This window comes from Photobacterium lutimaris (assembly GCF_003025555.1).
Lineage (GTDB): Bacteria > Pseudomonadota > Gammaproteobacteria > Enterobacterales > Vibrionaceae > Photobacterium > Photobacterium lutimaris.
Window position 1 is genome coordinate 587,182 of record NZ_PYMH01000002.1, and the last position, 16,480, is coordinate 603,661.

13 protein-coding genes and 3 tRNA genes are annotated in these 16,480 nt (G+C 45.8%); 8 read left to right on the forward strand and 8 right to left on the reverse strand.

All coding sequences use genetic code 11. From position 1 onward, the window contains the following. Positions 1–317: 317 nt before the first annotated feature. The 3 genes from C9I99_RS08200 to C9I99_RS08210 all read right to left on the reverse strand — a co-directional run bounded on the left by C9I99_RS08200 (position 318) and on the right by C9I99_RS08210 (position 701). Positions 318–404, reverse strand: a tRNA-Leu gene (locus tag C9I99_RS08200). Positions 405–548: 144 nt separating this feature from the next. After that, a tRNA-Gly gene (locus C9I99_RS08205) sits at positions 549–624 on the reverse strand. A 3-nt stretch (positions 625–627) separates the two neighbouring features. Then, positions 628–701 (reverse strand) — tRNA-Cys (locus C9I99_RS08210). A gap of 248 nt (positions 702–949) precedes the next feature. On the opposite strand from C9I99_RS08210, the gene C9I99_RS08215 reads away from it, so the two are divergent. Beyond that, complete coding sequence (locus C9I99_RS08215) at positions 950–2,104, forward strand: family 16 glycosylhydrolase (RefSeq protein ID WP_166645382.1); 1,155 nt, start codon at positions 950–952, stop codon at positions 2,102–2,104. 54 nt (positions 2,105–2,158) lie between these two features. On the opposite strand, the gene pgsA is transcribed toward C9I99_RS08215, so the two are convergent. Genes pgsA through uvrY form a run of 3 tightly spaced genes read right to left on the reverse strand, consistent with a single transcriptional unit; the run spans position 2,159 to position 5,231 of the window. After that, positions 2,159–2,716: a CDP-diacylglycerol--glycerol-3-phosphate 3-phosphatidyltransferase gene (gene pgsA / locus C9I99_RS08220; protein ID WP_107348359.1), complete on the reverse strand. Its 558-nt coding sequence runs from the start codon at positions 2,714–2,716 to the stop codon at positions 2,159–2,161. Between the two features lie 38 nt (positions 2,717–2,754). Beyond that, complete coding sequence (uvrC, locus tag C9I99_RS08225; RefSeq protein ID WP_107348360.1) at positions 2,755–4,587, reverse strand: excinuclease ABC subunit UvrC; 1,833 nt, start codon at positions 4,585–4,587, stop codon at positions 2,755–2,757. Continuing rightward, positions 4,587–5,231: a UvrY/SirA/GacA family response regulator transcription factor gene (gene uvrY, locus C9I99_RS08230; RefSeq protein ID WP_039468571.1), complete on the reverse strand. Its 645-nt coding sequence runs from the start codon at positions 5,229–5,231 to the stop codon at positions 4,587–4,589. Before uvrY ends, uvrC begins: the two co-directional genes overlap by 1 nt. A gap of 738 nt (positions 5,232–5,969) precedes the next feature. On the opposite strand from uvrY, the gene C9I99_RS08235 reads away from it, so the two are divergent. The 6 genes from C9I99_RS08235 to C9I99_RS08260 all read left to right on the forward strand — a co-directional run bounded on the left by C9I99_RS08235 (position 5,970) and on the right by C9I99_RS08260 (position 13,485). Continuing rightward, positions 5,970–6,521: an ECF-type riboflavin transporter substrate-binding protein gene (locus C9I99_RS08235; RefSeq protein ID WP_107348361.1), complete on the forward strand. Its 552-nt coding sequence runs from the start codon at positions 5,970–5,972 to the stop codon at positions 6,519–6,521. 3 nt (positions 6,522–6,524) lie between these two features. Continuing rightward, a complete protein-coding gene (locus tag C9I99_RS08240) occupies positions 6,525–8,219 on the forward strand; it encodes an ABC transporter ATP-binding protein (protein ID WP_107348362.1) in 1,695 nt (564 codons plus the stop codon). Next, the gene (locus C9I99_RS08245) at positions 8,219–9,058 is read left to right on the forward strand and encodes an energy-coupling factor transporter transmembrane component T family protein (RefSeq protein ID WP_107348363.1); all 840 of its coding nucleotides are present in this window, start codon (positions 8,219–8,221) and stop codon (positions 9,056–9,058) included. The genes C9I99_RS08240 and C9I99_RS08245 overlap by 1 nt, the downstream gene beginning before the upstream one ends. 674 nt (positions 9,059–9,732) lie before the next feature. Next, complete coding sequence (locus C9I99_RS08250) at positions 9,733–10,818, forward strand: glycosyltransferase (protein WP_107348364.1); 1,086 nt, start codon at positions 9,733–9,735, stop codon at positions 10,816–10,818. Between the two features lie 5 nt (positions 10,819–10,823). Continuing rightward, on the forward strand, positions 10,824–11,822 hold the full coding sequence (locus tag C9I99_RS08255; protein WP_107348365.1) for a glycosyltransferase family 52: 999 nt from the start codon (positions 10,824–10,826) through the stop codon (positions 11,820–11,822). A gap of 298 nt (positions 11,823–12,120) precedes the next feature. Beyond that, entirely contained in the window at positions 12,121–13,485 is a 1,365-nt protein-coding gene (locus C9I99_RS08260) for an ABC1 kinase family protein (RefSeq protein WP_107348366.1), read from the forward strand. Between the two features lie 9 nt (positions 13,486–13,494). Here the strand turns inward: C9I99_RS08260 and C9I99_RS08265 are convergent, their stop codons facing one another. Together C9I99_RS08265 and C9I99_RS08270 are read right to left on the reverse strand one after the other, a co-directional pair. Then, positions 13,495–13,800, reverse strand: coding sequence for a hypothetical protein (locus tag C9I99_RS08265; protein ID WP_133638217.1), 306 nt, complete (start codon positions 13,798–13,800; stop codon positions 13,495–13,497). A 206-nt stretch (positions 13,801–14,006) separates the two neighbouring features. Continuing rightward, positions 14,007–14,915 (reverse strand): DMT family transporter, encoded by a 909-nt coding sequence (locus C9I99_RS08270; protein ID WP_107348368.1) that lies wholly within the window; start codon positions 14,913–14,915, stop codon positions 14,007–14,009. A 98-nt stretch (positions 14,916–15,013) separates the two neighbouring features. Between C9I99_RS08270 and C9I99_RS08275 the strand changes: the two genes are divergently transcribed. Continuing rightward, positions 15,014–16,462, forward strand: a complete 1,449-nt coding sequence (locus tag C9I99_RS08275) for an aminotransferase-like domain-containing protein (protein ID WP_107348369.1) — start codon at positions 15,014–15,016, stop codon at positions 16,460–16,462. Positions 16,463–16,480: the final 18 nt, after the last annotated feature.

Consider the following 16,480-nt stretch of genomic DNA (forward strand, 5'->3'; position numbering starts at 1 on the left):
ACCATTTCCATTAATTTTTGTCTTATTCGTTACCCCTTCTCGTTAACAAGTCCCCCTTCAATGATAATACCGTCCCGATCTTATTTTACTTTGGTTGATCCGTTCATTATTCCCCATGATTAAAGGAAATGTCTAAGTACGGTCTATCGAATATGAGTAATTGCAACAAGATCAGCATAGTGAAAGCAGAACAGCGATGAATTTTGATAACAGGAAAGAGTGTCAAATAGCCGTTTTAATCACCAGGCCTCAGTTGACTGATAATATAGAAATAACAAAAAAAGCCCGCAAGCTAAGCTTGCGGGCTTAATATGAGATGGTGCCCCGGGCCGGACTTGAACCGGCACAACGCGAACGTCGAGGGATTTTAAATCCCTTGTGTCTACCAATTCCACCACCAGGGCACGCAATACTTTGCAATGCCGTTTAGTAAAGTAAACACCATCTTTATCTTACCGCTTGTTGCCTTACAGTAAGATTTTAATTTGGAGAGACGTGGCCGACTAGGTACAAGAGGTTCCTCGTTGGAGCACATCAATCTTTAAATTTGGAGCGACACACGAGGTTCGAACTCGTGACCTCAACCTTGGCAAGGTTGCGCTCTACCAACTGAGCTAGTGTCGCAAATGGAGGCGCGTCCCGGAGTCGAACCGAGGTCCACGGATTTGCAATCCGCTGCATAGCCACTCTGCCAACGCGCCTTAACCTTCGGGTCATCCCCGTTGGTATGGCAGCCATTTTACACAACTCAATTTTGGTGTCACGGAAAAAATGAGAAAACCCGTTCATTCGGTTTATTTTCAACCAACTGCGTTGAAAAACAACAATGAACGAGCAAATGTTCATCAAGTCTCATGAGAAATTCTCATTTCTCAGAGAATTACCAAAAATGAAACACCTATCCTCGACTATATTTCTCATGCCTTTTAAGTCGTTTAATGAGGATTCAATGCGTCATTCTTCCCTATATGCCTCTTTGTTGTTTTTAATTCCTAGCATCTGCCTATCCGCTCCACCAGCAGGTAAGGGTAACAACAAGACAATCGCGTCAGCACCAAGCTTTAGCGACCCTCTCACCTCATTCGATACCAATCACTGGCAAGCCGCTGATGGCTGGGCCAACGGTTCTCCATTTTTAAATGCTTGGTCATCGGCAGCGCTGGATTTTAGTAATGATGGATTAGGCGTGGTACTTAGTGACTCCCCGCTGCTCGGTTATGCCTACACATCGGGAGAGCTGCGAACTAATGCGTTCTACGGCTATGGGTGTTATGAAGTCGAAATGATGCCGGCAGCCGTCAGTGGGGTTGTCACAGCCTTCTTTACCTTTATGGGGCCCTTTGACAATACTCAGGGAGGTAATGGGCAGCACAATGAAATAGACATTGAGTTTTTGGGTAATAACACGAATGTCGTCCAACTCAATTTCTGGACCAACGATGACCAATATATCAATGGTCATGAAACAATTATTGACTTAGGCTTTGATGCATCACTGTCGTTTAATCATTACGCCTTCGACTGGAGTGAGACCGGGATAAACTGGTACATCAACAAAGAGCTTGTTTACAGCGTCATTGGAACGACAAATGATCCAACCCCAAACGTCACTGACGGTACCCACAAGATAATGATGAACATGTGGCCGGTTGACGCCACGGCTTCTGGCTGGGCTGGTGAGTTTACCTATCCTATGATGCCCATTCTAGGCCAATTCAAAAATGTTCACTTTACCGAAGGTAATGGATGTACCTTCGATACATCTGAGCCCCCCTCTCCCTCGCCGACGAACAGCTTAATAATTGCTAATCACGAGATCACATTGAACAGCAAAGCGACGCAAGCATCAGCGGCGGTAACAGTGACTAACAGTGAAGGAGAGCCACAGCAAGATGTTCTCATTACAGGCCAGTGGTCTGGTGCCGTAAATGATGGTGACAACGAAAAGATTACCGACCAATCAGGCGATGCATTGTTCTATTCACGCCGAAGTCGAACAGCATCAGGTCGCTATCAATTTTGTATCACTGGCTTGACTAAAGCTGGTTATTCATGGCCAGCAAACAATAGTGAACAACAATGTTCTGAAATTATCATTCCCTAGATAATGGAAAAGCGGCTCATAGCCGCTTTTCTAATGAGGGTCGTTTCACATTACTTAGAGATGCTCAGAATTGAGCAAATCATGCTTAGCCGCTTTGAGGTAGATGTACATCGACCAGTAGGTCAGGAACATTGCTACATACAGTGCAATATAACCCGTCCAGATCATCCACTCGTTTGGGTGCCACAGCAGAACGATGAGTGCGACCATCTGAGCCCCAGTTTTCACCTTGCCAACCCAAGAAACAGCCACACTTGAGCGTTTGCCAAGCTCAGCCATCCACTCGCGCAGTGCAGAGATGATGATCTCACGGCCAATCATAGTAATAGCCGGAATCGTCACCCATACCGAGTTATAGTGTTCGACAACCAGTACCATCGCCGCCGCCACCATCACCTTATCGGCAACCGGGTCAATAAACGCACCAAAGCGCGTTGTCTGATTAAGCTTACGGGCCAGATAACCGTCAAACCAATCTGTTACGCCGGCAATCAAGAAAATCAATGCAGTCGCAAAAGGAGACCAGCTATACGGTAAGTAAAAGGTGATCACGAAAAATGGAATCAAAATTAACCGTATGAAGCTTAGAATGTTCGGAATTGTTAAACGCATAATTCTTCGTTCTTATTGTGTAGATGTACCGCGCTGGCCTAATGATTCAGCGCGTCAAAAATTTTTTCTGCCATAGCACGACTGATGCCCGGCACCTTTGCGATTTCTTCTCTGCTAGCTTTCTTCAGTTCCTGTAGGCCACCCATATACTTGAGCAATGCTTGCCGACGTTTCGGGCCTATGCCCTCTATGTCTTCCAAAGCACTGCGTTTTCTTACTTTTGCACGTTGGGCACGGTGACCACTAATTGCATGATTGTGACTCTCGTCCCTGATGTGTTGAATTAAATGCAACGCTGGAGAATCCGCCGGCATCGAAAACTCTTCACCGGTTGTCAGCAACAAAGTTTCCAGCCCTGGCTTTCGAGTGGTCCCTTTGGCAACACCCACGAGCATTGCACGCTTAGGCCACTCCATCATCAATGGGTTAACTACATCATACGCTCTTGACAGCTGACCTCTACCCCCATCGATAAAAATAATATCAGGAATTCTATCCGGATCGACTTGTGAGCCATACCTACGCTCCAAAGCTTGCGCCATCGCCGCATAATCATCACCACCAGTGATCCCCGAAATGTTATAGCGACGATACTCTTGCTTCAGAGGTCCATCTTGATTGAACACTACACAGGAAGCAACCGTCTTCTCCCCCATGGTATGACTGATATCAAAACACTCCATTCGCTCTAGCCTATTTAGCTGAAGCGCGTCACGCAAAGCGGAGAAACGTTGGTGAACCGTCATCCGGTGACTGAGCTTGCTCGTCAATGCGGTTCTGGCATTAGTTTGTGCCAACCGTTGGAATTTGGCTTTATTGCCACGGGTACTCGATTTAATCACGATCTTGCGCCCAGCCAACTCGGTGAGGGTATCAGCGATAACCGCTTGCTCATCACCTAGTGCCTCTCCCAATAGAATTTCGCTCGGGATCACCCTTCCCTCAGCCTGGTTGAGGTAAAATTGGGTCACAAAGCTGGAAAGTACCTCGGTGATCTCGGCGTCGACTGGCATTTTGGGGAAATAACTGCGGCTCCCAAGGATTTTACCTTGACGGATATAAAGCGCATGGATGCAGGCCATGCCGTTTTCGTAGGCAATGCCAACGACATCAAGATCGTCGTCACTATCATGGCTGACAAACTGTTGCTCCTGCACACGCCTTAGTGCCTGGATCTGATCGCGATAGGTTGCCGCCTTCTCGAACGCCAACTGCTGGCTCGCCTGCTCCATTTTCTCGACCATCGAGGTGATGACCTGACGATCTTTACCCCTCAAGAACATCCGGACATAATTAACCTGCTCGCTGTAATCATCATTGCTCACCAACCCTTTGACACAAGGGCCAAGGCAGCGTCCAATCTGATACATCAAACAAGGACGGCTACGGTTGGCATAGACCGAGTCTTCACATTGACGGATGGGGAAAATTTTTTGCAATAGATGCAAACTCTCCCTTACCGCACCGCCATCGGGATACGGGCCGAAATACTCACCTTTACGCTTCTTGGCACCACGATGCATCGACAGGCGAGGATGAGCCGAAGCGCTGAGAAAAATATAAGGGTAAGATTTGTCGTCCCGGAGCAGGACATTATACTTGGGCAGGTAAAGTTTGATGTAGTTATGCTCAAGGATCAGTGCTTCCGTTTCGGTATGCGTAACGGTGACATCAACCTTGGCAATATTTTTGACTAACGCCCGCGTCTTCTCCCCAACCACATTGGCGCGGAAGTAACTCGAAAGGCGTTTTTTGAGATCTTTTGCCTTACCGACATAAATGACCTCATCGGCCAGATCATACATCCTGTATACACCTGGCTGATGAGTAACGGTTTTCAGAAAACTCTTTGCGTCAAACGGTTCCGACACTACAACGTCTCTGTGTCTAACATTCCATGGCGGATAGCAAGGTGAGTAAGCTCAACATCACCGTTGATGTCTAGCTTATTAAACAGACGGTAGCGATAGCTGTTTACGGTCTTTGGACTCAGATTCAGTTGCTCTGAAATATCGGTGACTTTCTGTCCCTTCGTGATCATCATCATGATCTGAAGTTCACGTTCAGAAAGATCTTTGAAAGGGTTTTCAGAATCTGGCGCAAACTGGCTCAATGCCATCTGTTGTGCAATTTCCGGTGAAATGTAACGTTGACCGCTGTTGACCATACGAATTGCATTAATCATTTCGTCAGGGCCGGCACCTTTAGTTAGGTAACCTGCTGCACCAGCCTGCATCACTTTCGTCGGGAACGGATTTTCTGTATGAATCGTCAGAACGATAATTTTGACATCAGGACTAAAGCGCAAGATTTTACGTGTCGCTTCAAGGCCACCGATACCTGGCATATTCATATCCATAAGTATGATATCCGCATGTGAATTGCGGCACCATTTTACGGCTTCTTCACCACTGTCGGCTTCCCCTACCACTTTTATACCACGGACATCTTCAAGCAGACGTCGGATCCCTGTGCGAACCAGTTCGTGATCATCTACAAGGAATACATTAATCAAGCTGTATCTCCAATATGATTTGGCTCTGCACCCAGCCGGATTGGCGGGATAGCTGTTACTGATATTACCCAATTCTACCTTAACTTCCCATCTGAACTCATGCAGTTTCTGCGTGACAGCGCATATTTTCACAGTAAGTTAAGGCTTGACAAAACAGTGCCTTGTCAATTTTACAAGCTTCAAAATAAAATAGCTTGGACAGCAGTATTTACTAAATTTAGGAAAAAATAAAGTGAAATATTCATGATATCCAATTAGTTAGATTTATCTCAAAAAGATAGCTCCAAACTGTACTATTATTGTGACAAACAATACGTTGAATCAATCATCCATAAGTGGTGTCTGTGATAGCTTTCGACGCCAAAGCTAAAAAAAAGCAATTACTTACCGTATCCCCCAGACTTTTCGGCTAGCAAAAAAAATTTATCCCCAAAAGCACCTGAGTGATCAGGCAATGACTTTTAACTACGTCTCAACGCCAGACAATGTTCAACGCAACAGCAAGCAAACTGACATCTGTCTAAGAGTTAGACGTCTAGATGTAGAGGTTTCCCTTCTGTTTGATGTTCATGTATTATGTCGCGTCCTTATGCCTGCCGGCATAATTGCTCTTGCTTAAATATGGATATTTGCAGCGTTTAACCACATCTAATTTGTGGGCATTCTTTTGGAGTTGGCAAGCAGCTTTGTGGCCGGCAATGTCCAAGCAAATACCCAAGAGCTTTAAAAGGTTATGTCATGAATCTCTCTGCCAAGACAGTTGTGCTCATCGCAATCGGTGCAGCCTTATATGGTATTGGTGGTTTACCTATGTTCGGTATTCCTGTCTTTGCAAATACCACTCTCAAACCCGCCATGGCAGTACTTGCCTTATTTGGTGTGCTATTCGGTCCTCTCGTTGGATTTCTTGTTGGATTCATCGGACACTGGGTTACCGACCTTTTCGCCGGTTGGGGCGTATGGGTCACTTGGGTACTCGGTTCAGGAATTGTTGGCCTTGTTATTGGCCTGTATCCAAAACTGACCAAAGAGCGTATTGAAAAAGGGCTATTCTCCAAGCTTGACTTCAGCCTGTTCGTACTCCTTGCCTTTATCGGCAATGTGGTTGGCTATGGTTGTTCAGCCTTCCTCGATGCGGTTTTATATGCCGAACCGTTTACTAAGGTCCTGGCGCAACTCACCATCATTGCTGCGGGTAACACCGTACTGATCGCCATTGTCGGCCACTTCATCCTTTCCGCTGTCGCAAAACGCAAGCAACAAAGCTACAACCTGATCGAGGCCGAATAAGCTATGTCCATTCAGTTTACTGACTTCTCATTCCAATACTGGGCGCTGCAAAAGCCAACCCTGAAAAACATCAACCTGACTATCGAACAAGGTGAAAAGGTTGTCATCGTCGGTCCAAGCGGGAGCGGAAAATCGACCTTGGGACAGTGTTTGAATGGCCTGATCCCTTTTTCTGTAAAGGGTGATATGACTGGCAGCCTTAAGATTAACGGCAAGGAAACCCAGACAATGGATCTGCACCAATGCACAGGCATGGTGGGAACGGTACTGCAAGACACCGATGGACAGTTTGTCGGCCTGAGCGTAGGCGAAGACATCGCATTTGCCTTGGAAAACCAAATGATTGCACCAGGCGTGATGCGCCAAGTAGTCGAAGAAACTGCCGCGATGATGGCACTGGACGAAATCCTCCAGATGTCCCCGTTCGATCTCAGCGGTGGCCAAAAGCAACGGGTATCACTGGCCGGTGTTATGGTCGATGATGTCGATATCCTGCTGTTTGACGAACCCCTCGCAAGCTTGGATCCGAAAACGGGCAAATCTACCATTGAGATCATCGATCGCCTTCACCGCGAAACCGGTAAAACCGTGGTGATCATCGAACACCGCCTCGAAGATGTGCTTCACTGTCACGCAGACCGTATTATCCTGATGGAACGCGGTGAAATCGTTGCCAACCTGACACCTGATGAGCTGCTAGCCAGCCCGCTATTGGCTCAGCACGGGATCCGCGAGCCCCTTTATTTATCAGCGTTGAAAGCGGCCGGTTGCGAAGTACGCCAATCAGACAAGCCAGCCTATTTATCGACTATCGATATTGCCCGCTTCAAGCCGCAAGTACTCAACTGGTTTAGTCAAGGTGACACGGTCACGGAAAAAGCACACGCAGCCCCTTTGCTTGAAGTAAACAATCTCAGCTATTCCTATGATGGCGAGCGCCAAACACTGGACGATGTTAGCTTTACCATTCATCAAGGCGAATTTGTCTCTATTTTAGGGAAGAACGGTTCGGGCAAGTCAACCATTACCCGTTTAATCATGGGCGTATTGGAACCGGATGTCGGTAACATTAGTTTTGAAGGCATCGACTTGGCAACTCGATCGATTTTCGAACGTAGCCAAGATATCGGTATTGTTCTGCAAAACCCGAACCATATGATTTCCCACCACATGATTTTCGATGAAGTGGCCTCAGGTTTACGTAACCGTGGCCTACCTGAAAACGAAGTCGAAACCAAGGTATTGGAAGCCTTAACGCTGTGCGGATTGGCGCGCTACCGCCATTGGCCGATTGACGCATTAAGCTACGGCCAGAAAAAGCGCGTGACGATTGCCACAATTTTGGTACTGGAGCCTAAACTGCTGATCCTTGATGAGCCAACAGCCGGACAGGATTACCATCACTACACAGTGATGATGAGCTTTATCAAAGAACTCAACCAAAAGCTGGGGATCACCATTTTGATCATCTCCCACGATATGCATTTGGTTCTGGAGTATACCCAACGTGCCATTGTCATTGCTGACAGCAAGTTGTTGGCCGACTCTAGCGTTAACGAAGTGTTCAGCCAGCCGACATTGCTCGAGCAGGCTAACCTGACCGTCACCAGTTTGTATACGCTTGCCGCACGCTTGGGTATCGAACGTATTGATCACTTTATCCGTTGCTTCATTAACCATGAGGCAGGCTCACACTAATGAAAACCAATAAGATTAAATTCGGTATTAGCTATATCAATACCGGCTCTCCCCTGCATGCGCTAAACGGGATCACCAAGTTCATTTTGTTTATGGCTTGGGTCACCATGGTATTGATGACATTCGACATCCGTATCATTGTTGCGATGATCCTAGTTGGCTTTGGTTTGCTACACCTTTCACGGGTTCCCTTTGCTAGCTATAAAACCTTGATGACAGGAACAGTAACGGTATTGCTACTTAATGCCCTATTCATGTTCCTGATCGCCCCGCAACAGGGTAAGGAGTACATGGGTAGCCAAACCGTGCTGTTGGCATTACCGGGGAACTACTCGCTGACTCAGGAAACGTTGTTTTACTTGGTAACCGTGACACTGAAATACTTCAGTATGTTTCCTGTCGCTCTGCTGTTTGTATTCACAACTCACCCAACTGAGTTTTCAGCTAGCCTAAACAAACTGGGCGTGCCATACCGTATTGCCTATGCCGTAAGCCTGACACTGCGCTATTTGCCTGAAGTGACCAAAGACTTCATCAATATCATGCATGCCCAGCAAGCGCGTGGGGTTGATATCTCAAAAAATGCGCCGGTATTAACCCGCATCAAGAACGTGGCAAAAATCCTCGGACCGTTGATTTTCTCGAGCCTAGACCGAGCAGAGGTGATCTCCAATGCCATGACCTTGCGCGGATTTGGCCAACACAAACGCCGTAGCTGGTACAGCCTAAAACCGATGGCCAAGGCCGACTTTGCGGTCTTGTTCACCATTGTTGTTGTCTTGGCGCTTGGCTTTGCCAACCGCTACCAAGCCGAGCAACTGTTCTGGTACCCTCTCTGATGAGTTACACATAATCCCAGCGCACAAAGTTCCTTCGATGGTCGATGCTCTAAAGCAATTAGAAACTAAAGCTTCTTTAGTGCTTCAAAGTCATCTCAAATACGAAACAATTGTCGTTATAGGTAAGTCTTCATTAAGGCTACAATTGATAAGATTAATAACAAATTGAGTTGATTGACATGGTGACTTGGTACTTACATAAATCGTAATGTTCACCATCTGATATAGCGCCCAAATGAGCATGGTCACATAGGATGGGACTGTTAATTTTGAATACCAAACAGCTTAAATGGAATAATTTGGAACTGCTTGGTAACTAGGATCTGTTGATCTTTCGAGTTGGTTTTTGCAGCTATTTTAGGTTTTTATACAAGTCAGAGGGTTTGAAACTTAGTCATTCACCTGATATACCAATAACGCTGTAAAAGGATTACAAGCGCTACCTGAAGGGACGGCAAAAAGCGTTTTATTGATAATCACTAAGCGGTACACCTCTTGACGCGATTAAACGCTTTAACTAAAGGTCCCAATTTGAACAAAAATCAACCATTAAAGATAAACAGCCCCAAAACCCACTAAAATTTAAAGTTAGAGGTGATATCATATGTATTGCTGCGCTTTTTGTTAGTGATCAACTTTGAATATGGTGTGTTTAGTTTGGATATAGTAAAAGTATGAAAGTAGCTATCGCGATTGATCGGTTATCTAAAGGCGGAGCGCCGAAGGTGATGCTATCACTGGCCAACGAGTTATTGACACTTGGTCATGAGCCACATTTTCTTGTGATGTCAGAGGAAAATATTTACAATTTACCTAACGGAATCAATGCCCATTTCTTCTTTAAGAATGATGACAAAAGACTTAACAGATTATTCAACCTCGATAAGATAGCTGATGAACTTAGTGCAAAGATTGCGAAAGTCGAGTCTGAAGTCGGTCAATTTGACCTATTTTTGTCTAATTTAGACAAAACAAATTTATTGATGGCAAAAACAGCAGTTAAGCCTTTATTTTTTGTCTTGCACGCATCAGTGGAAGAAGAGCTGAAAAGGCACGCAATGTTGGGACCGTTAAAGTATGTAAAAAAAATAAGGTCAAAACAAGCACTTAACGGGAAGCATTTAGTCACTGTCTCAAAAGGTATTGAAGAAGAGATTAGAACTAAGGGAAGAATTAAACCCGCATCGCTCACCACTATATACAACCCTTTTGACATTAAGGATATTGTATCTAAGTCACTAGAGTCTAATCCAGAGATTCCTACCGGTGATTATTGGATTCATATTGGGCGTTTTGTACAACAAAAGAGACATGACATCCTATTCGCATCTTTATCAAAGATGGAAAACAATCTCCCTATTGTTTTGTTATGTCATAAACCCAAGCAAGCAAGAAAACTGGCGAGAAAATATGGCGTTGAAGACCGCTTGATTATCCCAGAATTTCAGTATAACCCCTACCCGTGGATTAGAGCGGCTAAAGGGATGTTATTGAGCTCCGATTTTGAGGGGCTACCAACTGTTTTAATTGAGTCTCTGATATGCGGTACTCCCGTTGTGAGCACTGATTGTCCGCATGGTCCAAAGGAAATATTATTGGATAGTTTGGCTGAGTATTTGGTTCCGAGACGTGACCCAGAAAAACTTGCCCAAAAAGCCGATCTATTGTTGTCAAGAACGATAGACTTGACTGATTGTGACATTGAAAGCAAAGTGGCATCAGAAGTGGTGGCTAAGCAATATCTGGGGTTGATGGGTTAATTTTTATGTCTTTTTTACCAACCAAGAAAAAAATCGTTTTCGAAAATACCTATTTCAGTTTGTTCATTTATGTGCTTCTGGATGATGACTGGCAAAATAGTGATTATATCTTTTGGGGGAATCGATTTACGTTGAACTGCGTGAAGCGAATGGCAAACACTGTAAACGTGTTAGAGTGCTCCTACCATTATTTGCCTAGAATTATTCCTAAGTTGAACAAAGCGCCTGTTCAGTACTTTAAGAGAAAAATTGAGCAAAAGCAGATTTTTCGAAGCTATGATATTTGTGTTGGCAATGCACGTGAAATAAACAACCCTTTGATAAACATAGACCGAGTTCAAATTGATGACGGCGTGGGAACAACTCATGTGGAACTTGCTAAAGGTCCAAAGAAGAACAGCGTGTTAAGTCGCTTTCTTAGTCGACTCGTTCTCAAAGAAGCCACGAAGATTTCTAAAATTGAAAAGTTTTATCTCAGCCAAGACATTGAAGTTAAAGCAGAGTTCAAAGAGAAGATCGAAGTTCTTGATCTAACTGCTTTGTGGGCAGAAAAAACTGAAGAGCAGCGTGCCCAGATACTTGAATTGTTTGATGTTGATGCCAATGAGTTTGAATGCTTCGACAGCAGGTACAGTGTACTCTTCACGCAACCTTTAAATGAAGTGATTTCGGGTTATTCTGAGCAAAGTAAGGTTGATGGCTATAAGACTCTACTTAAAAACTTAGACATAGATGAGTCAAAATTGATTATCAAACCTCATCCAGCGGATCAAACGGACTATACTGTGCACTTTCCTCATGCATCGGTTCTTCGCCCAAGCTTTCCTGCAGAAATTATGTCTTTATTAGGCATGGAAGCGGATAAGGTTATAACATTAACTTCGACAGCCGTTGAGCTTTTTCGACATAGCAGTCGAGAGGTTGTCTACGCTAAAGCTCCTGATTATTTTAAATTGCCTGAAAAGCGTGCAAAAGCATTCAATTCTCTTGATTTTAAAAAGTAGTGTGAGGCTTGCTGCACCTTTCGCGCTTACCTCGACAAATGCCATGACATTACGTGGCTTGGCATTTTCTAGGTTTTAGCGTAAATACTCGATAGCCAAGACTCATAGGCCAGCAAGCTTTCAGTTAGCGTTACTGGCGTTTTTTCATTTCCGTTGCATTACCTAAGAATACGGCACTTTCCCCTCTTGCTAACATCATCATGTTCGTTACTTCCTCGTTGTTCTCGATAATCTTTTTATGAACTAACTGCTAAAGCTACACGTAAACTTAATAACTAGATTTTACGAGTAGTTCGATATGAAATCGGAGACAATTATCAACAAGGATAAACAAAGAACTGCAAGAGAATACGCAAAGGTCCCCAAAGGACGTCTCTCTCGTTTGGGACAACTCGGCTCGTTGGCAACGCGCGTAGCTGGCAGCATGGTCACCGAAGGGGTCAAGCAACTCGCCCAGGGAAACCGTCCCAAAGCCAGTGAGTTATTACTTACCCCAAGCAATGCCAAGCGGGTTGCTGAGCAGTTAGCTCAACTTCGGGGTGCAGCAATGAAGGTGGGGCAGCTTCTTTCTATGGATGCTGGGGACCTACTTCCTCCCGAGCTCAGTGAGCTACTTGCCCGGTTACGGGCAGAAGCCAAAGCCATGCCTATCAGCCAACTCAACGCAGTGCTGCAAGAAGAGTGGGAGCTCGATTGGCAAGACAGATTCCAAACCTTCTCTTTCTATCCCGTTGCAGCGGCCTCAATTGGCCAGGTGCATTCAGCCACCAACCTCGATGGCAAAAAGATAGCGCTGAAAATCCAGTATCCCGGTATAAAAGAAAGCATTGATAGTGATGTCGACAATGTCGCGACATTATTACGGGTATCAGGTCTCTTACCCAAGGATGTCGATTATCAAGATTTGTTAGAAGAGGCAAAAAAGCAGCTTCATGCTGAAGCCGATTATCTACTCGAAGCCTCTTTGCTCAAGCAATACCAGCAACACCTCGCGCCAGACTCTCGCTATCTCATTCCCGATGTCTTTGACGAGTTGACCACAGAGAACATCCTTGCCATGCAATTTGTCGATGGCTTACCGGTAGAAACACTGACGGATCAGCCACAGCATGTGCGTGACCTCGTCATGGAGCTTGCCTTTGAATTATTGTTCAAAGAAATGTTTGAGTTCAAGCTCGTACAAACCGACCCCAATTTCGCTAACTTTCTGTTTAATGCACAGACCCAACAATTGGTATTGTTAGATTTTGGTGCGACACGCGCCTACCCCGCCCACGTGGCCGATGGTTATCAGCAACTGCTCAGCGCTGCTCTCTATCACAACAAAACGTCTATGAATGATGCGCTACGACAAATCGGCTTTTTCAGCCAGCCAATCACCCCTTCACAACAGGACGCCGTAATTGAGCTTTGCCTGGAAGCCTGTGAGCCAATTATGACGGATGGTGAATTTGATTTTGGCCAAACTGACTTAGCCCGAAGAATTCGTGATGCAGGTACCGCGCTGAGCATGAAGGAAAATTACTGGCACACCCCACCCGCTGATGCGATATTCTTCCACCGTAAATTAGGTGGGCTGTATCTTCTGGCAGCTCGACTTAAAGCAAGGGTCAATGTCAGGGAGATCTTTTCACCTTATTTATTGTCACCAGCAAGTACATAACGCGTTGTTTTACGAAGAAGGGCTCAGATAATGAGCCCGCCAATAACCTGCGTCATCAAACAGTTCTTCATTGAGAGCAATAGCATTTTCGATCGACAAGAACAGCTCTGAATTTTCTTCGCCTAACGACTGAAGCTTTTCACGTGCCCTGTACAGTTCAGCTATGTAATCTTGCTGGATTTGCACTGACGGGTTTTGAGACTGACTCTGAGCAGCATAACTTTGGCTTCCTTCACCGGCTTGCGGTCCATCTTGTTCCAGACTGACAACAAGTAACGAGAAGCCTAGAGCCATACCTAACAAACCTGTCTTCATTACACTATTCATCATCATGCAACCTCAAACCTGAACATTGACATTATAATGGCAACCAATTAAACAATGTTCAATTGATGCAGGCTGAACGAGAGAAATTTATTCCACACCGCGCATAAGCTCAATCTTCTGCTCGCTCACATATACATATAACTGAATTTTCTTAACTATATGGGGATAGGGAGGCGTACGGTACCTCCTTCACATTAGGACGCCGATTTGGCAGACGTTGAATATGCATCCGACTTTATTAATTTCGGTTTTCGGGTAACAAGGAACACAGCAACGGCGGCCAAAATAAACCCGACAGCACCCAATTCATCAAAGCTTTCACCAAAAATCAGCCAAGCTTGGAAAGCGGTCATTGGTGGCACCAAGTAAAAAGTCGAGGCAACGTTGGATGACTCACCATGCTTGACCATATACAGCAGCAACAGAATTGCAACGACCGACAACACCAGTACCAACCAACTCAAGGCGAATACAAATGTCGGGGTCCAGTTAACTACCATTGTCTCGGTAGTCAATGCCACCGGTAAGAACAGTAACGCCGCCGCACTGTATTGCCACACCGCGCTTCCCACCATATCGATCCCCTGGCAGAATTTTTTCTGGTATAAGGTACCAAAGGTGATCCCCACCAATGCCAAGAATGTGAAGAGATATGCAGCCTCACGGCTACCGTCCTGGTGCCAAGCCATATTGCCTTGTAAGACAAGGTTAATCCCGATAAAACCAATGACAAGTCCAATCCACTGTGATGCCCGCATCCGCTCGCCAGCACAACCAAACATCACCACGGCGGTCACTATCGGCTGTAACCCGACCAACAGCGAACACAACCCTGCTGGCATACCTAGACCAATGGCGATATAGGTCCCCCCCAGATAAAAGCCGTGGATCAGTAACCCTGCGACCATACAGTGGGCCATCGCCTTCCCGGTGGGGATTCGGGAACGAAGAATAACAACCAGCAACAAGAACACGGCGATATTCGCCACCATCCTCAACAGCAAGAATGTCGCCGGCTCGGCATAGGGTAAACCCAACCTTGCGCCAATAAAGCCGGAACTCCAAAGCACAACAAACAAAAATGGGATAAAACGCGTCATCATAGCCCTCTCACTTTCTTTTTCCCTCAATAGCTTTTACTTTATAGGGGTACAAAAAACTTGGTAGGGACAGATTTGTGTGTTTTTTAGGGTACAGATAAATGGATGACAGCCACAGCCAGTTAAAAACAAAATACCACTATGTATATCGATGGATTGCAGAGCGCATTGATAAACAAAGTTTTCAACCCGGAGAGCGCTTGCCGTCTATTCGTGGGCTGAGTCAACAGCTGTCAGTGAGCAAAAATACGGTGATCCGTGCCTACCAGCAGCTGGAGGCCAACCAGAAAATCACCGCCCTGGCTCGTTCTGGCTACCGAGTCAATACACCCGCGATGGCTTCAATCAACATCGAGCCAGTACCAGAGCCCGGTTTTGTCGATTTAATGGCCTTGAGCAAGAAAATTATGGGGCTACCAATATCCCGTGAGGTACTACCGATGGGCTCAGCTCATCCTGATACAGACTTCCCTGCTATCAATAGTTTGTATGCTGAGATTGGCCGTCATAGTCGCTATCAAAGCCATATTCCCAGTCACTACCAACTCCCCCCCGGCAACGATTTGCTATTACAGCAATTAGTAGGAATAAACCGAGAGCTGGGTATTACCACCTCCAAACAATCATTGCTGGTTACCCACGGTGCCCAACAAGCAATCAGCCTGAGCCTGCAAGCTATCACCTCTGCTGGTGATATTGTTTTGGTCGAATCTGCCAGTTACTTTGGTAATTTGATGTTGTTGGAATCTCTTGGCCTGAGAGTGATCGAAATTCCTGCCAGCCCAATAACGGGGATCCATCTTGATGCCCTTGAGCGGGCCCTCAATGAATGGCCCGTCAAAGCTATCTTGATCAACCCCAGCTTCAACAATCCGACTGGGTATGTGATGTCGACGGCCGATCGGCTTCGCTTTCTGGCGATGACCCGCAGGATCCCGATCATCGAAGATGATGTCTTTGGCGGGTTGGCCTACCAGCAACGTCCTCTACCGCTGAAAACCCTTGACCAAGAAAACCGGGTGATTTATTGCAACTCTTTATCGAAAACACTGGATTCCCGGCTTCGTATCGGCTGGGTCATTGCCGGCAAATACCAACCTGTGATTGAAAAACGATTACTGACGGACAACATGGGTAGCCCCAACCTGATCCACTCTGCTGTTGCCCAATTCCTTGAAGGAGGTAAATACCGTCAGCATCTTGGAAAAATCCGCCGGAGTTATGCCAAAAAGCAGACGATGTTTTCTGAGCAGTTCATTCAAGCTTTGGATCAATACCCGCAGTTGCAGGGCCAGTATCAGCTTACTCAGCCAAACGGGGGCTTCTTGTGTTGGCTCGCTTTACCCGAGAAAACAGACAGCCAAGCCATTTATCAAGAAGCGTTAAAACGAGGGATCAGCGTACTGCCCGGTAGCATGTTCAGCACCAACAGGCGCTACGCCCACTGCCTGCGCTTGAGCTTTGCCAATTTCCGCAAAAACGACACCTGGCAACGAGGCTTAAAGCAACTGGCAGAAATCATTGCCAAGCAAATCATCCCGCCAGCCTGAGACACCAGAACCAAACTG